19 protein-coding genes are annotated in these 23,606 nt (G+C 44.4%); 10 read left to right on the forward strand and 9 right to left on the reverse strand.

Annotated elements, in window-relative coordinates:
• Positions 1 to 55: 55 nt before the first annotated feature.
• From JK628_RS04265 to JK628_RS04280, 4 genes are all read right to left on the reverse strand, one after another.
• Entirely contained in the window at positions 56 to 3,220 is a 3,165-nt protein-coding gene (locus JK628_RS04265) for an efflux RND transporter permease subunit (protein WP_202288036.1), read from the reverse strand.
• Positions 3,220 to 4,434: an efflux RND transporter periplasmic adaptor subunit gene (locus tag JK628_RS04270; protein ID WP_202288037.1), complete on the reverse strand. Its 1,215-nt coding sequence runs from the start codon at positions 4,432 to 4,434 to the stop codon at positions 3,220 to 3,222. The genes JK628_RS04265 and JK628_RS04270 overlap by 1 nt, the downstream gene beginning before the upstream one ends.
• Positions 4,435 to 4,692: 258 nt before the next feature.
• A complete protein-coding gene (gene srmB / locus JK628_RS04275; protein WP_202288038.1) occupies positions 4,693 to 5,919 on the reverse strand; it encodes an ATP-dependent RNA helicase SrmB in 1,227 nt (408 codons plus the stop codon).
• Between the two features lie 78 nt (positions 5,920 to 5,997).
• Positions 5,998 to 6,726, reverse strand: coding sequence for a tRNA1(Val) (adenine(37)-N6)-methyltransferase (locus JK628_RS04280; protein ID WP_202289708.1), 729 nt, complete (start codon positions 6,724 to 6,726; stop codon positions 5,998 to 6,000).
• Positions 6,727 to 7,235: 509 nt separating this feature from the next.
• Here JK628_RS04280 and brnQ point away from each other — a divergent pair.
• The 8 genes from brnQ to JK628_RS04320 all read left to right on the forward strand — a co-directional run bounded on the left by brnQ (position 7,236) and on the right by JK628_RS04320 (position 16,082).
• Positions 7,236 to 8,579, forward strand: coding sequence for a branched-chain amino acid transport system II carrier protein (brnQ, locus tag JK628_RS04285; RefSeq protein ID WP_202288039.1), 1,344 nt, complete (start codon positions 7,236 to 7,238; stop codon positions 8,577 to 8,579).
• A gap of 119 nt (positions 8,580 to 8,698) precedes the next feature.
• Positions 8,699 to 9,601, forward strand: a complete 903-nt coding sequence (xerD, locus tag JK628_RS04290; RefSeq protein ID WP_202288040.1) for a site-specific tyrosine recombinase XerD — start codon at positions 8,699 to 8,701, stop codon at positions 9,599 to 9,601.
• A gap of 210 nt (positions 9,602 to 9,811) precedes the next feature.
• Complete coding sequence (dsbC, locus tag JK628_RS04295) at positions 9,812 to 10,540, forward strand: bifunctional protein-disulfide isomerase/oxidoreductase DsbC (RefSeq protein WP_202288041.1); 729 nt, start codon at positions 9,812 to 9,814, stop codon at positions 10,538 to 10,540.
• A 136-nt stretch (positions 10,541 to 10,676) separates the two neighbouring features.
• Complete coding sequence (gene recJ / locus JK628_RS04300) at positions 10,677 to 12,401, forward strand: single-stranded-DNA-specific exonuclease RecJ (RefSeq protein ID WP_202288042.1); 1,725 nt, start codon at positions 10,677 to 10,679, stop codon at positions 12,399 to 12,401.
• 1,462 nt (positions 12,402 to 13,863) lie between these two features.
• Positions 13,864 to 14,157, forward strand: a complete 294-nt coding sequence (locus JK628_RS04305; RefSeq protein ID WP_202288043.1) for a hypothetical protein — start codon at positions 13,864 to 13,866, stop codon at positions 14,155 to 14,157.
• A gap of 116 nt (positions 14,158 to 14,273) precedes the next feature.
• The gene (locus tag JK628_RS04310) at positions 14,274 to 14,918 is read left to right on the forward strand and encodes a hypothetical protein (protein WP_202288044.1); all 645 of its coding nucleotides are present in this window, start codon (positions 14,274 to 14,276) and stop codon (positions 14,916 to 14,918) included.
• A gap of 104 nt (positions 14,919 to 15,022) precedes the next feature.
• Complete coding sequence (locus tag JK628_RS04315; RefSeq protein ID WP_202288045.1) at positions 15,023 to 15,415, forward strand: hypothetical protein; 393 nt, start codon at positions 15,023 to 15,025, stop codon at positions 15,413 to 15,415.
• A 112-nt stretch (positions 15,416 to 15,527) separates the two neighbouring features.
• Positions 15,528 to 16,082, forward strand: coding sequence for an SH3 domain-containing protein (locus tag JK628_RS04320; protein ID WP_202288046.1), 555 nt, complete (start codon positions 15,528 to 15,530; stop codon positions 16,080 to 16,082).
• 395 nt (positions 16,083 to 16,477) lie between these two features.
• Here JK628_RS04320 and JK628_RS04325 read toward each other — a convergent pair whose 3' ends face one another.
• Complete coding sequence (locus JK628_RS04325) at positions 16,478 to 17,632, reverse strand: IS110 family transposase (RefSeq protein ID WP_202288047.1); 1,155 nt, start codon at positions 17,630 to 17,632, stop codon at positions 16,478 to 16,480.
• A gap of 576 nt (positions 17,633 to 18,208) precedes the next feature.
• Positions 18,209 to 19,717 (reverse strand): leucyl aminopeptidase, encoded by a 1,509-nt coding sequence (gene pepA / locus JK628_RS04330; RefSeq protein WP_202288048.1) that lies wholly within the window; start codon positions 19,715 to 19,717, stop codon positions 18,209 to 18,211.
• 223 nt (positions 19,718 to 19,940) lie between these two features.
• On the opposite strand from pepA, the gene lptF reads away from it, so the two are divergent.
• Positions 19,941 to 21,056: an LPS export ABC transporter permease LptF gene (lptF, locus tag JK628_RS04335; RefSeq protein WP_202288049.1), complete on the forward strand. Its 1,116-nt coding sequence runs from the start codon at positions 19,941 to 19,943 to the stop codon at positions 21,054 to 21,056.
• A complete protein-coding gene (gene lptG / locus JK628_RS04340; RefSeq protein WP_202288050.1) occupies positions 21,053 to 22,111 on the forward strand; it encodes an LPS export ABC transporter permease LptG in 1,059 nt (352 codons plus the stop codon). Before lptF ends, lptG begins: the two co-directional genes overlap by 4 nt.
• A 128-nt stretch (positions 22,112 to 22,239) precedes the next feature.
• Here the strand turns inward: lptG and JK628_RS04345 are convergent, their stop codons facing one another.
• From JK628_RS04345 to JK628_RS04355, 3 genes are read right to left on the reverse strand one after another with little or no spacing between them, the layout of a single operon-like run.
• On the reverse strand, positions 22,240 to 22,749 hold the full coding sequence (locus tag JK628_RS04345; RefSeq protein WP_202289709.1) for an RDD family protein: 510 nt from the start codon (positions 22,747 to 22,749) through the stop codon (positions 22,240 to 22,242).
• Between the two features lie 59 nt (positions 22,750 to 22,808).
• Positions 22,809 to 23,063 carry a DUF2960 domain-containing protein gene (locus JK628_RS04350; RefSeq protein ID WP_202288051.1) on the reverse strand — a complete coding sequence of 85 codons (255 nt, stop codon included), beginning with the start codon at positions 23,061 to 23,063 and terminating at the stop codon, positions 22,809 to 22,811.
• 45 nt (positions 23,064 to 23,108) lie between these two features.
• Complete coding sequence (locus JK628_RS04355) at positions 23,109 to 23,588, reverse strand: GNAT family N-acetyltransferase (protein WP_202288052.1); 480 nt, start codon at positions 23,586 to 23,588, stop codon at positions 23,109 to 23,111.
• Positions 23,589 to 23,606: the final 18 nt, after the last annotated feature.

The following is a 23,606-nucleotide window of genomic DNA, read 5'->3' on the forward strand; positions in this document are numbered from 1 at the left end:
AGATGCATAAAAAAGGAGACCGTTGGTCTCCTTTTAATACTTCAACAAGGTGTATCTAGTTTGTTCTCTGTACCGGCTCTACTTCTACTTCTACTTCTACTTCAGGGCTTGGTTGCCACCACCACTGATAGAATCGACGAGAGGTGCGTTTGATATCATCAAGGATGATGTAAAGCAAAGGCACTAAAATGAGCGTTACCACGGTGGAGAACAAAATACCGAATGCCAGAGAAGCTGCCATTGGGATAACGATTTGAGCCTGTAGACTCTTCTCTAACAAAATAGGCACTAAGCCTACAAATGTAGTGAGTGAGGTTAGGATAATGGCTCTGAATCGATAACAACCTGAATCGACAGCCGCTTGCACTATCGAATGGCCTTCAGCGCGCGCACGGTTAACGAAATCGACCAAGATCAATGAATCGTTTACGACGACACCCGCAAGGGCAACAATGCCACACAGGCTCAAAATGCTCATATTGAGACCCAAGACAAGGTGGCCAAATAGCGCACCGATCATACCGAACGGAATAACCGACATAATGATGAGTGGCTGGCTATAGGATTTTAGCGGTATGGCCATTAGTGCGTAGATAGTAAATAGAGCAAAGAAGAACCCTTGCATTAGGCTCACTAGCGCGCTTTGTTCATCAGCGCTGCCTCCATCCAGTGCTGTCGATATATTAGGGTATTTATCTGCCAACATAGGTAAGAAATCTTCTTGAATCTCTGCTACAACCTTTGAGGGTTCAACTTTGTTGGAATCCGCATTGGCAGTAACTGTTATCGCACGCCTGCTATCTACTCGGGTAATCGAAGAGTATGAATCGCCGAGCTCAATTTGTGCCACCGTTGCAAAAGGCACGGCAGCGCCTGTGGGCGTACGGATCAGCATATTCTCCAGATGACCCATTGTGCGGCGATGCTCAAGTGGGTAGCGAACCATCACCTTAACTTCTTCTTTATTACGTAAGATCCGTTGTGCTTCATAACCGTAGAAACCATATCTCACTTGTCGAGCCAGATCTGACAGTGTCAGTCCGAGCGCTTCAGCTTCTGGTTTGATCTTCAGCTTTATCTCTTGACTACCTGAGGAGAAGTTATCGGCAATGTCGTAGACACCTTCGTAGCTTCTGAGCTTTTGCTTAAGCTCGGCGGAAGCGAGTGACAGTTGCTCAAGGTTACTTGAGGTCAGTCTAAAAGAGATATCGCCACCGGTGTCATTAGTACTGGCATTAATATTAAGCTTCTTGACTGCAAGCAGTTCAGGTAGTTGTTCACGCCAAGCGGTAGCGATAGTTTCGCCATCAACAGTACGCTCTTCACCCTTGGTTAACTCGGCAAATATAAATGCAGATGTACGAGAGCTCATATTGATAAAGCTGTGCTTTACCACGGGGTAGCCGAGCTCGCCTTCCATGTCATCATTCATGCGGTAGAGTGCTTCCTCTACCTCTTGAACAACTTGCAGGGTATTTTCTTCTGAACTGCCTTCATCCATTTGCAGCTGAACTTGAATAAAGTCTGATGGAATATCAGGGAAGAATACCCAGCGGACCTGACCACTAATAACCAGTGCGATAGACAGGATTAGCACCCCAATAAAGATGGCAACCGTGTTATATCTATGCACAATGCAGTGCTGTAAAAAAGTGCGGTAATTGTGGTGAATAAAGTACTGCACCTTGTCGTTTAAAGCTGCTTTGAAGCGGCCCAACCTACCTAGTTGTGCGCGTGGCTTGGGTGGTTTCATATGTGCTAAATGGGCAGGCAAAATGAGTTTAGATTCCACCAGAGAGAAGGCTAGGCAAAGAACGACCACCATGCCGATAGACTTCCAAATAATACCCTGAGGACCCGACACCATCAACATCGGCATAAATGCAGCAATCGTCGTCAGTACGCCGAATGTCGCCGGCATGGCGACCTTCTTTGCCCCTCTAACGACATTCTCAAGCGAGTGACCATGCCGCTCTATTTCACTGTAGGCACTTTCGCCAATGACAATGGCATCGTCCACCACAATCCCTAGCACCAGAATAAACGCAAATAGGGTTAGCAAGTTAATCGACATCGAAAAAGGCTCCAATGGCATGACTAACATGGCTCCCAAGAAACAAACTGGTAGACCAACCATGACCCAGAACGCCAGCTTGATCTCTAAAAACAGCGCTAGGATCACAAATACTAACAAGGCACCATAAAACATGTTTGACAACATCATGTTCAAACGGCCTTTAAGGTAGTGAGTTAAGTCACCCCAGGTGTCGAGTTTTGCACCGCTCGGTAAAAATTCACGCTTCTGCTCTATGTACTCTTTGACCTGAGCTGAGATATCTAACGCGTTTTGATCGTCAACACTCAGAATCTCAATGATGGCAGCTGGCTGACCGTTAAAACGAGTATATTCAAGTCGCTCTTCAAAGCCATCATTGATGGTCGCCACTTGTGGCAGCATCACGCGGCTTCCATCTGCGCGGCTACTGACTACAATTTGTGAGAAGTCTTCACCGGTGTACGCTTGGCCTTTTGTACGTAATAGAATATCGCCATCTTTAGCGCGAATTGAACCACCAGGCAGATCGATTGATGAGTTCTGTACCGCTTGTGCGACTTGAGAGAAGGTCAGTCCGTACTCTCTGAGTTTATCTTCCGATAACTCAATGGCTATTTCGTAATCACGTACACCCGTAACTTGCGCACGTGTGACCGCTGGCAGTGCAGCAACTTCATCACGAATGGTCTTGGCAAGTTCTTTCATCTCTTCAAGAGATTGGTCGCCATAGACTGAGATCCAGATGACATTGTTTTCCGGCTTTATGCGGTAGATGTTGGGCTTTTCAATGTTGACGGGGAAGGTCGCAATAGCATCAATTCGTAGCTTGGCTTCATCGAGAATATCTTGTGGATCATAGTTATCCTCCACTTCAATCGTTACCGAGCCAACGCCTTCACTGGCAACCGAGGTCACTTTCTTTATGCCATTAATATCTTGGATCGCTTCCTCGATCTTGATATTAATTCCTTCCTCAATTTCCTGTGGTGCCGCGCCTGGATAAGCGACGGAGATATTGAGGTAGTTAAGCTCGAATGTAGGGAAGATCTCTTTGTTAATAATCACGGTGCTAAAAAGACCGCCAATCAACAAGATCCACATCAATAGATTGGCAGCGACATTGTTTTTAGCGAACCAAGCAATAATACCTTTTTCAGCAGCCATTATTGTTCACCTGTGCTAGCAAGTTTTTCTTGCGCTGCAGACTCATCAGCACTGTCTTTATTCGAGCTGTCCTCTTCGCCTAGTATTTTGACTAATTCACCATTTTCAACATTGCTAAGGTTGGTAACTGAAATGCGCTCACCGCTTGCTAAGCTATCTTTGATGTAGACATTTTCTAGATCCGTGCGCACCACGTTTACGGCTCTGATCTCAACGCTGTTATCTTCAGTTATTAGGATCACTTTGCCGTGGCGTACAAGGTAACGTGGTAGTTTTACAATGCCCTCTACAGTGCGGCCCTTAATGACTGCGGTGACAAAACTGCCGTATTTAAGCGGTAATTGTCCGGCAAGTTTGGTGCTTCGAAGGTAGGGATCTTTGACTTCAGCAACCAAGTAAACCATGCGATTTTCTGCATCGATAACGCCTTCACTGCGAATAATTTTACCGGTCCAGCTGACAACTTTACCGGCGAGATCAGCACTTAAAGTGACTTCTGTATCAGGATTATCAACCGATTCCAAATAGGCTAAATCACTGTTTGACAGTGGTAAGCGGATCTCTGCGACTCGAGTGTCGTAGAGTTCGCCTAAGTTTGTTCCTAAGGTAACATATTGGCCAAGATCTACATTTCGAGCCTTGATGATGCCATCAAAAGGAGCGCGAATAACGGTGCGCTCAAGATTTCGTTCGGCCCTAGCAAGTGCGGCTTGTTGAAACTTAACATTGGCTTGCTCTTGCTTTAACTGTGGTAGCCGCAGCCCTAACTCAGGTGGAATGCCGCCGTCGTATCCTTTCCAATCATTTTTAGCCACCTCGCCTTTAGCTCGCTCCTCTTCAAGTGCGGCTTTGGCCTGCGCTAATGAAGCTTGCGCCTGCATCAGGTCAGCTTCGTAGTCAGAAGGTTCAATCACCGCCAGTTGTTCGCCTTTTTTAACCACGCCACCGGCAACAAATTTACTGGAGATGTTAAGCATTCTCCCTTGAACTTCTGTGACCAATTGGGTTTTATATTTGGGACTAACAATGCCGTAAGAGGGTAGGTTTAGCGATACCGTTTGCTGCTGAACTTCCATCACATCAACAATTGGAATCGGCGCTTCATCCGCTTTTTGTTCCGGTGCTTCTTTGGTGCTGATAAGTACTTTTGCAGCCACAATAAAGAAAATGAGAATAAAGAGTGGGGAGACTCTTCTAAGTATTATTTTTATCATTATGATTTTTGCGCTTCCATGTAATGCGTTACCTAAGGGGTAAATTACCAGACTAAGCGCTCATACGATATTGTTTTTTGTAAATAAAATGTTTCATTTTATAGCGTTAAGGTAAACATGTGTCAATTTCTAAGCTGAGTTTGTTTTGCTGAAATTTTTAACGAGCTGAAATTACCGTTTATAGCAGGGGTTTTATATGGCCAGAAACAGAAAAGGACCACCTGAGGTGATCCTTTTAAAAGAGCAAGTAAGTGAGATTTACTTCTTTTTCTTCTTTTTGTTTTTCTTACTAAACGTTTTACCCGTATCTACGACTTTCTTCTTCCCTGGAGGCTTAGCCTCTTTGTTTTTAGGACGAAGATCTTTCACAAAACGACGTTTCAAAGGTTGATCGATATAGCGTTCAATCTTGCCAACAATACGAACGTCATGGGCTTCAACGAGTGATATTGCGGTGCCTTTTGCGCCAGCACGGCCAGTACGTCCGATACGGTGAACATAGGTGTCTGCTGAACGTGGCATATCAAAGTTGATAACGTGGGTGATGTCATCGACATCAATACCACGAGCTGCTACATCGGTGGCGAGGAGCACGTTAACTTCACCCTTAGTGAAACGCCCTAAGGCTTGGAAACGCGCTTTTTGCTCCATATCACCGCGCATAAAGCTGCAAGTGATACCGTGCTTTTGTAATAGTCCATCAAGGCTTGCTACTGCTTCACGTGTTTTTACAAACACGATAGTGCGCTGCACCTCTTCCTGTTTCAAAATCGCGCACAACATCGCGAATTTATGCTCTTTGTTGTCAGCGATATGAACCCACTGGTGGATTTTTGCTTTTTCGCTACGCGGCGCTTCAGCTTCAAGCTTGGCTGGATCAGTTAGCAACTGATGCGAAAAACGACCTACGTCGCTGCCTTCAAGTGTTGCTGAGAACAACATGGTTTGTTTACGGCCAACTGACTCGATTGCCAATGTTTCAACAGCAGCAGAGAAGCCCATATCAAGCATGCGGTCGGCTTCATCAATGACTAATACTTCGACTTCTTCGGCATTGAATAACCCCTTATCAAGGTATTCCATTAAGCGGCCTGGTGTGGCGACCAAAATGTCAACATTGCTTTTTAAGGCTTCTTCCTGTGCCGCGTAGGGAACGCCGCCAGTAATGATGCTGGTATCGAAATTTAAGCCTGTCCCTAAATGAGATGCATAGCGATGAATTTGACTGGCAAGCTCTCTTGTTGGCGTCAGGATTAATACCCGAGCTTGGCCACCGAATCGACGTGGAAAGTCGAGAAGGTGCTGCATCGCAGGCAGAAGGAAGCTCGCTGTTTTCCCTGTTCCTGTTGGCGCGCGAGCAAGAATATCTCTTTGCTCCATGGCAACTGGAATTGTTTGTTGTTGTATCGTAGTGGGCTTGTTGTGGCCCATTGCTTTTAGTGACTCTAACAAACGAGGGTCAAGCTGGAGATCTTCAAATAGCATGCGTTGGCATCTCAATAAATAATAGCCGAACATTATAAAGGTTTCGCGGGCGACTTGAAACGATTAGATCGCCGATCGCTACAGCTTTAAATAAAAACTTTTGGTTAATTGCACAAACTCATCGGTGTACTGACCGTTTACTTGGCGAATCGCTAAGGTTGGTACTGAATCAAGCTTTTGAAGCAACGGCATATTTGTGTCAGCTGTTTTGTTAAGCAATAACAATTGTCTATTGGGGACTTTTCCTTCAACGCTTGAGACTGCAACGGCGTACTTGCAGGCTAATGAGTGTTGTTTGAGTTGGCTAAGCAATTGAGCCGCTGCAGTGGTTGGCAAGATTAGACTTGCTTGGCCTGCAGGGCTGAGTAAAAAACATATTGCTCCTAACAGCTCATCAAAACTTAACCTGTCAGTATGACGCGCTGTTGCTCTTAATGAACTGCTCGACTGTGGGCCATTATCAAAATAGGGGGGGTTACAGATGATGTGATCAAAGCGCTGTTTTTCAGCTGTGGTGCAATATTGCTGAATTGAGCTGGTTAGCAGGGTAAAACTTGCTGACCAGGGGCTTTGATTGAAGTTGTACTGGCAATCGAGGGCAGCACTTTGATCTAGTTCGATAGCGGTTATCTTTGCTTGACTACGTTGCCTAGCCATTAAACTCAGCAAACCGCTACCGGCACCAATATCGAGTATGGTTTTGGCATCCGTTAATGGGGCCCATGCGCCCAGTAAGACACCGTCGGTGCTAACTGGCATGCCACAGCGGCTGTCGTCGATATGAAATTGTTTAAAGCTAAATGGCATGAAATTTACAGGATGCTGGTCAATGACATAATTGTACGCTAAATCGTCTTCGTCGGTAATAAGCACATTCCAGATAAAGACCTACTGTTTTTACAAATGATGAAGGTAAGTGTTTACTCGCTTTTAAGCGCTTGCTAGGCGGCAGTATAGATGTTTCTTGCTTAGCGGATAAATGGGGTGAATGTAAGTGATGAAGCGTAAGTGTTAATCAGCTGTTGTTATTCGTATCGAGTGTGGCGTTTATTCGGTGTCGATTCTTGTTAAATCGTTGTGAGTCTGATAATAGTATGCCCCTCTGAGCTAGGGTAAAGCCTAGTTTTAGGGACGGTAAACCAGTTTTGTAGCAATTTCAGTGTTCGCTTTATTCGCTGCTGTTCATAAACTCGCCAAGCTTCGGTCGTATTTACCACTGGGTTGTGTAAACCAAATATTACACATTAATAGTTGCCATCCTAAAGTGGTGCCGTAAAGGCGTGATGGCAGGAAATTGTTAACAATAGAAAATCAAGATGGGGCATAAAGTGCAAAATAATCAATTGAGTATTGCAGATACGTTAGGGTTAGGTTTCATGACCTTCGCGTTCTTTTTAGGGGCGGGTAACCTTATTTTCCCTCCGTTAGCTGGTTTTATGGCTGGCGAAAATATGGCATTAGCCATGGTAGGCTTTCTTGTGACTGCAGTAGGACTGCCTCTAATCACGCTGATTGCTGTTGCCAAAGCAAATGGTAAAATCATGGACTTGTTGCCTCCCATCGCAGCAACCATGCTAGCAGTGGCCATTTTTATCATTATTGGTCCTGCTTTTGCGGCACCAAGAACAGGTTTAGTTGCTTTTGAAGTTGGTTTTAAACCATTCTTAGAAAATGCCGAAGCGACCTTTATGATCGCTGGAATTACCCTTAATGTGGCGCAACTTATTTATACCTTAGTATTTTTCAGCATCGCCATGGTATTTGCACTTTACCCCGGCAAGCTGCTTGATAACGTCGGTAAGGTGTTAACCCCTATCCTGTTATTGTTGCTTGTCGGCTTAGCCGTTTCGGTTATCATTCTTCCTGGAAGCCCCGTTGCAGCCGCAGTTGGAGACTACCAAACTCACCCGTTAACTAAGGGCGTTTTGGAGGGGTATAACACTATGGATACCTTAGCGTCGCTGATATTTGGTATTTTAATTATCGATATTTTGCGTAAAAAAGGTGTCTCTGATGCTAAAGCACAGACAGGCTATCTAATTAAGGCTGCACTCATCGCTGCGAGTGGCTTAGCATTCGTCTATATCGCCTTATTCTATTTAGGTGCAACAGCCGGTGACTTAGCGACTGGTGCTGAGAATGGTGGCGTGATTTTAACTAATTATGTGACTCATGAGTTTGGCACAACAGGTTTAGTGTTATTGGCTACCGTTGTGACACTGGCTTGTATAACCACTGCCGTGGGACTCATTAGCGCCTGTAGCGAGTTTTTTAACGAGCTGTTGCCTAAAATCTCTTATCGCCGTTTTGTGGTTCTTTTGAGCGTTATTTGCGCGACGATAGCTAACGTCGGCCTGGCGCAGCTGATTAGCATTAGTATCCCAGTGCTTATGACTGTATACCCTGTCGCGATTGCGTTAGTGGCGGTCACCTTCTTAACAGAGCGTTTCTCTAAGCCTGAAGCCGCTCACCGAATTGTGCTTAGTGTTGCCCTTTTCTTCGGTATCATCGATGGCCTAAAAGCGGCTGGCGTAGATGTTAGTGTGTTTAACTTTATGCCATTGCACGCTGAAGGTATGGCTTGGTTATTACCCACTGCAATAACAATATTTGCTTGCTTGATGATGAAGAAAGAGCAAGCGGCAGTTGCAGTAAGCTAAATCAATAGCAGCTGTATGCATGCGTGAGATGGTATCTACACGCTTGATACCCTAAGATAACGGCGGTGGATCATTGATTCACCGCCGTTTTTATATCTGATTTAAGGAAGTAAGTTTAGGTGCCAGCAGATTACAAGCCCGATCCCGCAATCGATCTTTTTCTAGATCACTTATGGTCAATCAAAGGCTTAAGTGACAATACCTTGAATGCTTACCGTACCGATCTGCGTCACTTTGACCGCTATGTTCAGCTTAAAGCTGGCGATTTAATTAGTCGTGGTCAGCTGGATATTCGTGACTACTTAGCGGTTCGTTTCGATAAAGGCTTCGCCAAGAGCAGCAGTGCGCGGATGATGAGTAGCTTACGACGGTTTTATGGTTATTTACTGGTAAATAAACAGATTAGTAGTGATCCAATGGCGCTGCTCAAATCGCCCAAGCTTGCGCGCAAGCTGCCAGACTCTCTGAGTGAAGATGATATCGACCGCTTATTATCCGAACCTAATGAAGAGGATCCGCTAGAGTGCCGTGACAAAGCGATGCTTGAACTGTTGTACGCCACCGGACTGCGGGTATCTGAGCTCGTAGGTCTCACCATGGAGCAGATCAGTCTGCGCCAAGGGTTGGTGCGCATTGTGGGTAAAGGTGGTAAAGAGCGTTTAGTGCCCTTGGGTGAATTGGCAGTAACCGAAGTGGAAAGCTATCTAAAGTACGCCAGAGCTGAACTGCTTAAAGGTAAGCAAAGTGATGTATTGTTCCCATCTAAGAGGGCGCAACAGATGACGAGGCAAACTTTTTGGCATCGAATAAAACTATATGCATTAAGGGCCAACATCTCCACGGCTCTCTCGCCACATACCTTAAGGCATGCTTTTGCCACACACTTACTCAATCACGGTGCCGATCTTCGAGTTGTACAGTTACTCTTGGGTCATAGTGATCTATCAACTACGCAGATTTATACTCATGTAGCGACGGCTCGTTTAGCTAGCCTTCATAGTGAACATCATCCACGGGGATAGGGGGGAAGTCCTTTATAATGAAGGGTGAGGTTATAATGATGAAACTTTCTGTCTCGGAGATTTACCAATAACTTGATAAGTTTCACGTCTGTATGATTTCGTTACAGCAAAAAGTTTGCTTTCATTTGCTTGAGACTGTAACTTTTCAGCTCCAGACTAGGTCTAATCGTTATACCCTTAAATTGATTGTTACGTAGAATAGGATATCCAATGAAGTTCACCCGAGCATTTTCTTTGATCATTGCAATGGTAATTGCGCCTGCTGCCCTTGCCGGGTCTAACACCCAAAATGATGATACCGCAGCGTTAGAAAAGAAGCTGTCAGAAGCATTAAGTGTTGATGTTATGTCAATAAAAGAATCACCCATTTCTGGGTTATATGAAGCATTAACCAATCGCGGTGTGCTTTACATCAGTAAAGATGGAACCAAGATGTTCCATGGCACGCTTTACGATTTGGATAAAGGCATGAAAAACCTCACCGAAGCTGCAATGGCTGGTCCTCGTATCGACATGATGAAGCCTCTAGAAGAGAACATGCTGGTCTATAAAGCCAAAAATGAAAAGCACGTTGTGACCGTGTTTACTGATGTGAGCTGTGGCTATTGTCGTAAACTGCATAATCAAATGGATGAATATAATGATCTCGGTATCACCATTCGATACTTAGCATTCCCGCGTGCAGGTGTGCCATCAGCTAACGCCGATGAGATGGAAGCCGTTTGGTGTGCAGCTGATCCGCTAAAAGCGATGGGCGATGCTAAATCAGGTAAGCGTGTTAAAAACGCTAAATGTGATGCGAAAATTGCTGAGCAGTATAACCTGGGTCAAACATTCGGTATCAATGGAACTCCTGCGATTGTCCTTGAAGATGGCAGCCTAATTCCAGGTTACCAACCACCTAAAGATCTGTTAAGAACGCTGGAAGCTGTGCAGTAATCTTACGACAGCAGTGCTATGCAGTATCGTAGGGAAAAGGTGAGCTTAAGCTCACCTTTTTTGTGTTCATTTGAAAGCCTTCTTTAGCAGTCTTTGTTATTCTAGCCCAGTCCATTTTATTGAGGTAGTTAGCCCTGTGATCCATAAGATTATTCGCCGCGCAGCAGTAGACGATAGCCACTTGCCCGATACGTTTTCGCCGTTATTAAAGCAGATTTATGCCAGCCGTGGTGTGAGCAGTAATGAGTGTGAACTTAGCTTAGCCAAGCTACTCAGGCCTAATACGATGTTGGGAATAGAGCAAGCAGCACAGCTAGTTGCTGACGCAATAGCGGCACAGAAGTCGATACTCATTATGGGCGACTTTGATGCTGATGGTGCTACTTCTACTAGTGTCTGTATGCTGGCGCTTAAAATGATGGGCGCAAAAAATATCGATTATCTAATCCCGAATCGATTCGATTATGGCTATGGTTTAAGCCCTGAAATAGTTGCGGTCGCAGCACAGAAAAAAGCTGAAATGATCATTACCGTTGATAATGGTATCTCCTCTATTGAGGGCGTTAAAGCCGCGAAAGCCTTGGGAATGACAGTGGTGATCACCGATCACCACCTACCCGGCCACTCCTTGCCTGCAGCCGACGCCATCGTTAACCCAAATCAACATGGGTGCCAGTTCGCCAGTAAATCTATCGCCGGCGTTGGCGTGGCGTTTTACTTGATGTCGGCGCTTAGGGCTGAACTGCGACAGCGAGACTGGTACCAACAGCAAGGCATCAACGAACCCAATTTGGGCCATCTATTGGATATCGTCGCTTTGGGCACTGTGGCCGATGTCGTTTCTCTGGATGTTAATAATCGAATTCTAGTGGAAGCTGGATTGCAACGAGTAAAAGCGGGTCGTTGCCGCGCTGGGATCACCGCGCTGCTCGAGGTGGCTAAACGTACGCCATCACGTATTGTCGCATCTGATTTTGGTTTTGCAGTTGGCCCTAGATTGAATGCAGCTGGTCGCCTGGATGAGATGGCTCTGGGGGTCGAAACACTATTGTGCGAAGACATCATGCAGGCAAGACGAATGGCGTCAGAGCTTGATGGCCTAAATGCTGAGCGACGCGATCTAGAAACCGGTATGCAGCAAGAAGCGCTGAAGAGCCTTGAAAGTGTCGAGCTTAATGAGAGTGAACTGCCTTGGGGGATTGCTCTGTTTCAAGCGGATTGGCATCAGGGCGTTATTGGTATCTTAGCCTCGAGGATTAAAGATAAGTATCATCGCCCGGTTATCGCTTTTGCTGATGCTGGTGAGGGGGAGATAAAAGGCTCGGCCCGCTCCATTAAAGGCCTGCATATGCGTGATCTTTTAGAGTTGATTAATAGCCGTCATCCAGGACTCATCTTAAAGTTTGGTGGTCACGCAATGGCGGCAGGCTTATCGATTAAAGCGGGGCAGTTTGCACTGTTTGCTGATGCTTACGATAAAGCGATACGTGAGGTGTTGGCGCCGGAGTTACTAACCGGAGAGTTAGTGTCCGACGGTGAACTTGTCCCTGAGCAGTTTAAATTGGAGTTGGCAACAGAGTTGCGCAATGCTGGCCCTTGGGGGCAGTCATTCCCCGAGCCTTTGTTCGACGGACACTTTAGAATTATTCAGCAACGTATTGTCGGTGAGAAACATCTTAAGTTAGTTTTGGAGACTGAGTGTGGCCGGGTGATGCTTGATGCTATTGCGTTTAACGTCGATGTAAAGATCTGGCCCGATGCTAGTATTTCTCACGCTGAAATTGTCTATAAATTAGATGTGAACGAATTTAGAGGCAATCAAACGCTACAGCTTATGGTAGAGCAGATAGCGCCAAAGTAGTGTTTACCTTTGAATAAAGGTGAAACTAATCGCCTGCAGCGGGCATATGTGCATACACTGCCGTGACACGCTGCAAGTCCATCTGACCTCCATGGATGGTGGAAATGCCAAATTCTGTATGGAACGGAATTGGCCTTGGAAGCTCGGCCATTACATCTGATGTGAATGGATTCACAAATGCCGCAGTGACATGGACGTCATAGAGCGGCCATATCATGGACGGTCACGGCCGTATCTACACTGGATAATTGGTGTTTTAATTTATACCATCGTGGTAAGGCTCCTAGCACGGAAATGCCCCAAACTGTGCTGGCTGCAATGTCAGTTATTGCTTTTTCAAATCAAAATCAACGTCGTGGCGCTTCGCCCACACCCGAGCCAAAGGGGAAAGCGCTTGTCCCCTTTCGCGAATCCTCAGCGCCCCGGCGAAATTTAAAAAGCAAAATTTCCAACGGGGGAGATTGCTGTCTGCAAATTTGGCTACTTAAATTTAAATTCTGATGTTCACTGATGTGGAGGTTTATCTAATTTATAAGCTTTTATTGGTAACTCTAAAGCTGAGAGATTACGCTTTTCAAATTCAGTGTAGATGCCGCCGAGGCCTTTGATGGCATGGATGCCATCGTAGAGCTTACAGGGAGGTACTTGCAGCGCGCCTCAGTAGCGTCTGCACATACGCCTGCTGCAGGAAATTGGAACCACTATTGTCAAAAGCTAGCTCATTAGTGCCCCATTACGTGTTATCTCCAGTAATTTGCCCTATGCAGCACTGACCTCTTTGTAATACTTTTTCTCATCAGTCGGAAAGATCAGTGTATGTGCTTTTATACAGTATTATTGGTTTTGTGCGGTTAATCTCTAAATTTTGCGTAATCAGTTCACGGTTTGCTATTGAGTGAAAAGAGAAATAGGCGTAAATTCAATAAGATGTAAGTGTGCGTTCATGAAAAGTTCAGATAACCGGAAAGCAAAGTGTGCGACTCACTTTTCTCCCTAGGTGTATTGGATACAATCTTAAGCGTAAAGGTTTAATAAGCTGTTATTAATGATTTTTTTCAGGCTTTTTACTGTGCACGCTTTTTCAACATGGTTTGGCAAAACGCGCACGCCGTATATTAAAATGTTAAAGACGTCTGGGTAGCTTATTTTTGGCATTTGTAAAATCAGTTTTAGACCTATAAACAGATATTTCAAGTCGAAAAGGTGATTGGAAGCGGTCGTGTAAATATGCTAGCTTGACGCAACTCGTTTGCGCCGTTGAACGGGTTCAAAAGGACACAACGAGCACGTCAAGTAAGGATACTCCCTGAAGACAATAAGCTTCCCAGAGGGGCTTCAGTGGAACATCTATTTTTTAGGGATGAAATAAGTTGAACATAGCCTGCAGGCTTGCACTCCAGTCATCCTTAACAACTCGCTTCACGAGACCTGCGGCTCGTGAGCTAGATCGTTATAACTCACTATGAAATTACACATAATTTTATTTATTTTAGCAACATTGGGATGTTCTTTTGGTTCATACTTTTTTGGATATAAAGTTGGTGCCGAAGACGGGGCTAAGTATACAGTTCAGACGTTTGCCAGTGACTCAATATCTCAAATGAACAAACACACACTAATTTTGGAAGCTTTTAAGCAGGATCGGTTGGACTTAGCTAGGGAAGGTGTTGAGTTACTTGTCAAAAATGATAATGAACACAGGAAAAACATTGAGTCAATCGTAGCTAAGGAGTCATTTGACTTTTGCAAGTTATAACAAGCTGCTAAATCCAGATTCACCAAGGCTGTCATGCCATTTGCTGAGCAAATCGCCCGCCAGCACTAGGTTCACTTATTAGCAGGGCGTTAGGCTTCTCATATATAAGGTGACAGATGGAATTAATATGTAAGGTTCTGGCTTGGGATTGGGGTGAAATCATTAAAATTTCAACAGGTGCCGGGACATTAATTGTTGCTTGGGTCGCAATGTCTACTTGGAAAAAGCAACTTAAAGTGCAGAAAGTTACAGATCTACTTGATGACTTAACCGATTCGGTTCATGAATTCGTACAGCACATTAGCTTGCCGATTCAGAACCTTCAATATATTCGGATTGCAATCGATAGTATGGAATATGACATTGATCTAAATAAAAAGTTGGAATATCCACTGCTAGTTCGGTATATCGAAAAATCTGGGAGTGAAACAGCTCTGAAACTGAAAGATTATTTGACAGCGTGCGATCCTTCAGTGAATCGTATTCGTTCATTGATTGTTAAAGCACAGGTATTTCAAATCAAAAACTTTGACACGTGCTACAACGCATGCCAAATGCTGGTATGGCAACATGATCGACTGTGGGCTATTTATTCAATGCTGTGCAGTTCAGGTTTAAATTGGGAGCATCCCGATGTTGTTAAGCAGCTCGGTGAAATTGATAACATTACGCACAAAGAGCTTCAAGAAGCTTTAAATGAAAACCAAGTAGCCTTTTTGGAATTCGTTAAAGCAACTTACAGTGAACAGTACAAAGCCTAACAAGGCGCTAAACCTGACACTCAACGCTTGGCATTTTTGCTTCGCAAAAGTTTATGCCAAGGTCTCGTGCAGGTTAGCTTGGCGTTATACATCAAGGATAGTCCATGTCAGTGTTTGAGATACCTAGGTATAAAGAAAATCCAATTTATCTTTTTTTTGAGTCCTACATCTTAAATACATTAGGTTTTGTTAGCTCAGATAGATATAAACAAATTCAAGAAATGAACATCCAAAAAGTTTTTGATTCATCTCATTCTGATTGGCCTTTGGTTGTTGAAGAAGTATTAGATCTATCCGACACAATTCATATTGCTATTAAGCACTTGTGGCTGAAAAATAGGGAGTACTATTATGAGTCCGAAGAAGGGTATTTAGCTTTTGCTCAAGACTTCACTGACAACTACATGAAAGCTGAGTCTGAAATAGATATTTGGACTAAAGAAAGCTTAGCGTTTGCTATTACATACATAAACAGCAGTGGTGAATTTGATGTATAACAAGCGCCTAAACTCCGACAATGTTATGTTGTCATGGTTTTGGCAAACAACGCAAAAAGCCATGCCAACACATTGCGTGTTAGGCGGGCGTTAGGCAACCATGGAGTCTTCTATGTTACGTGTTTTATCAATCACAATTGCATTGTTTTTTGTTGGTGGTGTATATGCAGAAGCAACTAAAGCTGGAGACTACTATGTATCAGCAAACAGATTAAGTGTTCGGCTGGCACCAAGCACTTCTGGCAGTATTACAAACACTCTAAATAGAAAACAAAAAGTAGAAGTCTTTGAAGTAAAAAACGGCTGGGCGAGAGTGTCGAAATATTATAATGGTTCTGTAGAAGGAAAATCTGGGCAAGTAGCTCGTTGGGTATCTGCTAAATATTTATCTACTACTCGACCAACAGATAATTTTACAAGCAATACTAAATTAGAGAAAGCAATCAAGAACTCTGATAACTACTCATTGTATAGAAATAACTTTATTAAATTATCAGATAAATTAATAAAGCAAGGTAAGTGTAATTTAGCTGATTATACAGAAATGGGGGGCTGGGTTCGTTCAACTACTCACAAACCCAAGCCAATATACTTTACGTATTGCGGGGGCTTTTCAAAAAGCAATAAAGTTTATATTAATGCTAAAACTGGTCGAATCCTGAATTAAGGTGTTGCCTAACAAGTTGCTTAAACGGACTGTGCTCTTCCGCCAGTTTAGCCAACTGTTACACGCCGCTTAGCAAGGCGTTGGTATGACTCCCCACGTCAAGCAGAACATGACGATACCGGCCTAAATACTTAAGCCTTTATCTTTTCTTCTCATCCAAATTGGATTGAGCTAACACAGTCGATGAAGCAAGCAATTTCGTCGGTTGTCATGCTGATATCCGTGGATTACTTATCTTTCAATAAGCAGCGCCTACCTTACATAATCCGTCGTGACACCTGTCTTCAGTCTATGTTCGTGGTTCAATACAGAGTTAACCGTATTGCCATCCTAACGCCCTCGGTGATCGTGTCACATCCGATGCTTGACCCACTGTATTAGCTCAAAATCGTTCATCATGCAGGTACTCTCGACAACCGTAGTTTAGGGTTAACATTTGTCAGTACCACTTCTCGTGAAATAGCCCAAATATAAGCAATAATTTCTCTGGCTATGGCTGTCACGACTACGTTGTTATGTTTACCTTTGTACGTGAGTTTTTGGTATCGACGACAAAGCCTAAGCTGCGCTTGCCATGCAATATCAATGATTTCTTTCGGTAAACCTTCTTGTCTTATTTGCATCTCGGTTGAGATCTTAGCGGGGTAGCGATAGGACTGAGCCCCTTCGACTAATAGCCGCCTTGCTCGACCATTGCCGCATTTCGTTATCGCACCCACATGCCGCTTTCCACCACTTGAGTGTTCCGATGGAACTAGGCCTACATAACTCATTAGTTTTCGGGGATGATCAAAGCGAGTTAAGTCTCCCAACTCAGCAATGACACCTGCAGCAACCAGTAACCTCACTCCACGTAATGCTTGTATGGCTTTGATGACCGGATAGTAACGCCACTTTTTAACGTGATGCTCAAGTTCATTGTCTAGCCGTTTTAGCCTCGCGATCCGCTCTGAAATGGTTTGTAAGTATTCTTGCAAGACAATCTGTTGACTCGGGTGCGGCAATATCAGTTCAGTCAGCCAGCGTAAGTGCTTTAGCGACCAATTAGCAGTGCCTCTGTAGTTAATATTGTTTCTTAGCTGAAGCGCTTTAAGCTGGTATTTGGCGTCTTTTAAATCTTTCATCGCGGTCTCACGAGCACGAGATAAATCGCGGATAGCTTCATCTTCAGGCTCTGGAACATAAATCGCGGTAAGATCTTCCGACTTAAGCAGCTTTGCTAATTTAAGCGCATCACGTTTATCGGTTTTAATTTTCTCACCAGGCTTTTTGGGAATAAGTGAAGGGGCTATAACATAGCAACAGTGACCTAGGCTGGTAAGCAATCGGTAGATCCAGTAACCGCAGGGTCCTGCCTCATACACAAAGTGTAAGGTTGCTTCTGGATACTTAGATTGAAACTGCCTAGCCAGTTTAGTGATAGAGGCTTTCGCACTTGAAACTCGTCCAAAATGAACCGCTTGCGCTCCTCTTTGATCTTCAATATAAGCAACTTCTACAAATTCTTTATGTGTATCAAGGCCAATAAAAAGTATGTTATGTTTATTCATGCTGATCTCCGATTTAGTTTCTTTAACAAAACTATTATGGCTCTGGCTTTCAGCTAACCCACGATTGATTGGAGATCAGCATCTTTAGTGGGGAGTCATTATGTCTATCCGATTGCAATACTTTCCCTAATGCCAAAAGTCATTTTCAGAGCTTTAGCACTAACTCCCTTCTGTCCAGAAATGAGCTAGACGCTACTCTGAACTCGCTGGCAGACCATCTGCTGTGGAACGTGCAAGCTTCTGAAAAAGGGATTTTTCAGCAGAGCCTACATGGAGGTATTCACGGCGGCTTGCAAAGGAACATAGTGGATGAGCTGCTTTCCATTATAAGTAGATGTCTTAGGTAATGGCACTAGATCCCGGCTCAGAAGCCTTGCTGGGATGACTCCCAATTATTCCCAAGTTGTTCTACTAAACTAGCTCGTTTCTGTCCAAAAATGAGTTTCAATCTTTATTACCCAAAAACACAGAGTATTAAAAAAGCCAGTTGAATAAACAACTGGCTTAATAAAAACCGTCAACCTATTTTAGGACGAAACAAGTCCTGCAAGGCTGCTGGCTCATCGCTTAAGCAAATTACTCGCCTTGATCAACGCCTGCGCGGTTAATCAAGAACTGAGTTAGCAAAGGTACTGGACGGCCAGTTGAACCCTTATTCGCGCCACTATTCCAAGCGGTACCGGCAACATCTAAATGTGCCCAGTTATACTTCTTAGCAAAACGAGATAAGAAGCATGCGGCAGTAATTGAACCTGCAGGACGTCCACCCAAGTTTGTCATATCGGCAAATGGGCTCTCTAAGTGCTCTTGGTACTCATCCCATAACGGCATGCGCCACGCTCTGTCACCACTTTGCTCACCAGCATTAAGTAGCTCATGCGCTAATGGGTTATGACCAGAAAACAGACCTGACGCGTGCTTACCAAGTGCGATAACACATGCACCGGTTAAGGTTGCTGTGTCGACGACCAGTTCTGGATCAAATCGCTCGACGTAAGTTAATACATCACATAACACTAAGCGACCTTCAGCATCGGTATTTAATACTTCAACTGTTTGACCTGACATGGTTGTCAAAATATCACCAGGACGATAAGCATTACTTGAAGGCATGTTTTCACAGCCAGCCAGAATACCGATAACGTTGATAGGAAGCTGCATATCACACAAGGCTTTCATTGCACCAATAACACCAGCTGCGCCGCCCATGTCATACTTCATCTCATCCATGCCTTCGCCTGGTTTCAATGAAATACCACCGGAGTCGAAGGTTAACCCTTTACCGACCAGTACAATTGGCTTCTGGGTATTATCGACAGCGCCCTTGTATTCCATGATGGTCATAACGGATTCGTTATCACTACCACGGCCTACAGCTAGGTATGAATTCATTCCTAGCTTTTCCATCTGCTCTTCACCCACTGTTGTCACCGTTAGGTTTTCAGTGGTTTCTGCTATTTGGCGAGCCTGTGATGCAAGGTAAGCTGGGTTACAGATATTGGGTGGCATGTTTGCTACGTCGCGGCAAAGATGCATACCAGCTGAGACCGCCATACCATGTTCAATCGCGCGTTCACCTACGGCTAATTCGCGTCGAGTCGGTACGTTGAATACTAATTTTCGTAAAGGACGACGAGTCTCGCCTTTACGGGTTTTTAATGCGTCAAAGCTATAAAGACTGTTTTGAGTGCTTTCGACAGCTTCACGCACTTTCCAGTACGTATCGCGTCCCTTGACGTGCAGTTCAGTGAGAAAGCAAACAGCTTCCATTGAACCCGTTTCGTTCAAGGTATTGATGGTTTTAGTGATAATTTGCTTGTACTGGCGTTCGTCTAGCTCTCGCTCTTTACCACAACCGACCAAAAGAACACGTTCGCTAAGCACATTGGGCACATGATGTAGTAACAACATCTGGCCAGGCTTACCCTCTAAATCGCCACGACGAAGTAGATTGCTTATGTAGCCTTCACTAATTTTATCTAACTGTTCGGCGATACCGGACAAGCGTCTTGGCTCGTATACCCCTACGACGATACAAGCTGAGCGTTGTTTCTCTGGGCTACCGCTCTTTACGCTAAACTCCATGTGCTCTCCTAGATTCTTAAAGACAAATTTTATTATTTATTAGATAATGTCTGCTTGTGCCCAAAAAGGGCCTTAACATGGCGCACCCTAAATAGTTTTTTTCAGGTGTTTTCTCTAGTCATGTTATGTGATTGTTGGTTACAAAACTACTAAAAGTAGAAAGTTTACATGAAAGTTGTATTGATACCAGCATAATTCAAAGTTTAGAGACTGGATCCTCCCTGTGATTGTATTTAGATATCTGATTCGAGAAGTTTTAAAGGCGCAAATAGCAGTACTTTTGGTGCTGTTAGCTATTTTTATTAGCCAACATTTCGTGCGAGTACTCGCTGACGCCTCTGATGGCGAGTTTCCTGCTTCCCTAGTAATGACATTGCTAGGGCTCAATATGCCGTTCCTCATCGTTTTAGTGCTTCCTCTGAGTCTATTTTTGGGGATTTTGCTGGCTCATGGACGCATGTATTCAGAAAACGAGATGGTTATTTTGCATGGTGTTGGCATTAGTGAGTGGTATATCACACGTGTCACCCTACTGCTTGCAGTGACAAATATGATCTTCACTGGTTTCTTGTCGATATATGTCACTCCTTGGGCTGAAGAGCGGCAAAACCAGGTACTAGAGCACGCCCAGTCTGAAGCGGGTCTTGCAGCATTAACCCAAGGTCGTTTCCAAACCAGCCCTAATGGTCGCGCGGTATTATTTGTCGAGCGCATCGGTCGAGACAATAAGCTCGATAAGGTGTTTGTAGCACAGCTGCCGGACCCCGAGGATGAATCAGGCTTAGCCAACGTGGTGGTTGCACGTTCGGGGAAAGTGGTTGAAGACGCAACAGGTGGACAAAGATTACAGTTAGAAGATGGCGTGCAATACCAAGGAAGTCCTAAACGTGTTGACTACCAAGTGGTTGAGTTTGGTGGTTATCAGATGCAGATTAAAGAGCAGGAGGGCGGCGAGCGCAGACGTAAGTTGTCGGCTATGCCTATTGGTCAATTAATGGATATTGATTCGCCTGAAGCAACGGCTGAATTTCATTGGCGTTTAGCAATACCTTTAGCGATCCCATTGATGACTCTGATTGCAGTACCTATGGCGCGAGTAAATAACCGCCAAGGTAAATTTGCCAAGATGTTTCCCGCCATTTTACTCTATTTGGGCTATTTCGGCCTAATGGTTGCTGGCCGTAAGTCATTAGAAGACGGGGTGATCCCTGAATTCTTAGGGATGTGGTGGATCCATGCCTCGGCGCTGGCCATTGGCATGCTTTTGCTTGGAAAAGAGCGGCCCACAGGGGCTAAATTGTCTGGTGTGTTTAAACGCAAAAAGGTGTCAAACACATGAGGATCCTAGATCTCTATATCGCTAAAGTACTCATTAGTAGCTCTTCATTATCGTTGCTGATTTTGACTGGGCTCTCTGGCATTATTAAGTGGGTTGATCAGCTTCGACTCGTTGGCCGCGGTACCTATAGCATGATAGATGCGGGTATCTATGTACTGTTTTTGATCCCCCGCGACATCGAAATGTTTTTCCCTATGGCCGTGCTGCTAGGGGCATTGATCGGGATGGGGATGCTGGCATCAAACTCTGAATTGGTGGTCATGCAGTCATCTGGTTTGTCACGCTTGCAGATTGCCATGTCTGCCATGAAAACTGCTATTCCGTTGATGATTTTGGTGATGTTGCTGTCAGAATTTGTGGCGCCTGTAGCTGAGCGACGGGCGAAAGAAATTCAACGTACCGAGTTATCTGGCGGTAGTATAATCGAATCTAGCCGAGGCATTTGGGCTAAAGATGGTGACCTATTCGTTAATATTGGCGGTGTTATCGATACCAATCATTTACGTGATATTACCCTTTACGAATTTGCTGATACGACCAACCTGACCAGTACTGTACACGCCGAAACTGCGGAGTATAAAGATGAATATTGGCAGCTCTACCAGGTAAGACGAACATCGTTAAAGAACGATCAAGTGGTACTAACCAACCTTGCTGAAGATAAGTGGATCTCGTCGCTGACTCCGGAAAAGTTAAGCGTGGTGTCTGTTAAACCTGAGTCGTTATCAATTCAAGGTTTGGTGGACTATTTAGATTATCTAAAGAATAACAATCAAGCAGCTGCACGTTATGAACTGGCGTTATGGCGCAAGTTGATGCAGCCAGTAACGATAGCGGTGATGATGTTAGTGGCACTGTCTTTTGTCTTTGGTCCGTTAAGAACGGTGACCATGGGCGCAAGGGTATTACTAGGGGTTGTTGCTGGTTTTAGTTTCTATATTTGCAGCGAGGTATTTGGGCCGTTAAGCATTGTTTATGGCTTGCCTGCATTCATTAGCGCGGGTATGCCTGCGGTGATCTTTAGCGCCGGCGCCCTGTATTATATCCGCAAATAACGAAGTTAAACTTATTATGCTTTACTGATTGAACTGGTAATGAAAAAGCAATAAAAAAAGCCAATATAGCCTCTTTGATAAGCGCTATTATTGGCTTTTTTTGTTACTAGCAATTGGGTTTACTAGCCTTACACGCCTCGCCAGTTACGCATCTGGTTGGCTTCTTTCGATAGTTCAACCACTTCTGAACGTGTCATCATATCTTGTAGCGCGAGTTTATCGCCATTAATCAAGATCCATAAATTGCCAATGCCCAATAATGACCAAACGAGTCTAGCTGCGGCGGTAATCATGCTGAGATTTTGGCCATTAGGGTGTTGGATCTTAAGTCTCCATGCGCGCATACCGAGTGTTTGACCACCATAGCTCCAGAAGCTGATGTAGAACAAACCGACACACAGTGCGATCCAGAATTGATAGAGCCCTTTATACAAGGCATTGCTGTTTAGAAGTTCTGACACATGTTCTTGTCCTGCCATATCAATGAGACCGGTAGACACTAGTGCAGTGAAAACACCAAAACCTAAGGCTCCAGCTACCATGTAGACCGCTACAGCAAGGAGTAAATCGTAAGTTATTGCGCCGCAGCGCTTAACGAATCCCGCTCTTGGAAAGTTGGCGTGATCGCTATTGGGCATAGAAGTCGCTGTCATTTATATCACTTTATAGGTTGCTATCAGAAAAAGTATCCATCAGTTTAACGCGCTTTTGGATCATCTTTAATGTAATAGATATCGCTAAAACCAAATCTGGCAAACTCTTTGTTGCGAAAATCTCTCACCGCAGATGAGCCTTTTGATGTCATCTCAATTTGCTGTTCCATCATAAGGTATCGCGTTAAATCAACCCCTTCTTCAGCCGCTACCGCTTCGTATATGTCGTGAAATTTGTCATAGGCAAAGTTTATCTCTTTCGCTTTACCCTTGAACTTATAGGTGATTCTTGTTGCCATGATTATCTTCTCTATTGAAATTGGCTATATGATAACAAATCTAGGCTACAAGGTATAAATCATATAACAGGCGTCGCTTGGATAGCCGCTGAGATCTTTATCGATAGCGTGTGTGATGAAGCCTTGCTGTTGCCAGTAACTATCAGCCCCCAATACGGCTACGAGACTGATAGTGGCATAACCATGTTGTTGGGCAAACAGTTTTAACTTACTCAATACTAGGCGTCCAGCCCCTTTACCTTGTGCCTTAGCTGACAGCGCTATATCGTGTAGATACAGGGTGTTGGCCGCTTTGACTGCACCCACTTGCTGATCCAACGAAGGTGGGCTGTTGGCTATCCAAGGGTGCGCCAAGCAATAACCCACGACTTGATTGTTAAACTCAAGACCGAAACAAGATTGTGGTGACACTAGCCATTTGCTTTGCAAAACCGCTAACGATTCAGGCTCGATTTGAGGGTAACACTCCAGTTGGATCTCAAGGATGATTGGCCAATCAGCGATTTCTATACTGCGTAATTTCATTCTAGCCTCTTATTTTCA

Origin of the sequence: Shewanella sp. KX20019, from assembly GCF_016757755.1 — a bacterium.
GTDB lineage: Bacteria > Pseudomonadota > Gammaproteobacteria > Enterobacterales > Shewanellaceae > Shewanella.

Bases quoted from the DNA above. Each gene is read 5' to 3' on its own strand.
- JK628_RS04265 (WP_202288036.1), bottom strand. From the start codon at position 3,220: ATGGCTGCTGAAAAAGGTATTATTGCTTGGTTCGCTAAAAACAATGTC.
- JK628_RS04270 (WP_202288037.1), bottom strand. From the start codon at position 4,434: ATGATAAAAATAATACTTAGAAGAGTCTCCCCACTCTTTATTCTCATT.
- srmB (WP_202288038.1), bottom strand. From the start codon at position 5,919: ATGCTATTTGAAGATCTCCAGCTTGACCCTCGTTTGTTAGAGTCACTA.
- JK628_RS04280 (WP_202289708.1), bottom strand. From the start codon at position 6,726: ATGCCATTTAGCTTTAAACAATTTCATATCGACGACAGCCGCTGTGGC.
- brnQ (WP_202288039.1), top strand. From the start codon at position 7,236: ATGGGGCATAAAGTGCAAAATAATCAATTGAGTATTGCAGATACGTTA.
- dsbC (WP_202288041.1), top strand. From the start codon at position 9,812: ATGAAGTTCACCCGAGCATTTTCTTTGATCATTGCAATGGTAATTGCG.
- JK628_RS04305 (WP_202288043.1), top strand. From the start codon at position 13,864: ATGAAATTACACATAATTTTATTTATTTTAGCAACATTGGGATGTTCT.
- JK628_RS04310 (WP_202288044.1), top strand. From the start codon at position 14,274: ATGGAATTAATATGTAAGGTTCTGGCTTGGGATTGGGGTGAAATCATT.
- JK628_RS04315 (WP_202288045.1), top strand. From the start codon at position 15,023: ATGTCAGTGTTTGAGATACCTAGGTATAAAGAAAATCCAATTTATCTT.
- JK628_RS04320 (WP_202288046.1), top strand. From the start codon at position 15,528: ATGTTACGTGTTTTATCAATCACAATTGCATTGTTTTTTGTTGGTGGT.
- JK628_RS04325 (WP_202288047.1), bottom strand. From the start codon at position 17,632: ATGAATAAACATAACATACTTTTTATTGGCCTTGATACACATAAAGAA.
- pepA (WP_202288048.1), bottom strand. From the start codon at position 19,717: ATGGAGTTTAGCGTAAAGAGCGGTAGCCCAGAGAAACAACGCTCAGCT.
- lptG (WP_202288050.1), top strand. From the start codon at position 21,053: ATGAGGATCCTAGATCTCTATATCGCTAAAGTACTCATTAGTAGCTCT.
- JK628_RS04345 (WP_202289709.1), bottom strand. From the start codon at position 22,749: ATGCCCAATAGCGATCACGCCAACTTTCCAAGAGCGGGATTCGTTAAG.
- JK628_RS04350 (WP_202288051.1), bottom strand. From the start codon at position 23,063: ATGGCAACAAGAATCACCTATAAGTTCAAGGGTAAAGCGAAAGAGATA.
- JK628_RS04355 (WP_202288052.1), bottom strand. From the start codon at position 23,588: ATGAAATTACGCAGTATAGAAATCGCTGATTGGCCAATCATCCTTGAG.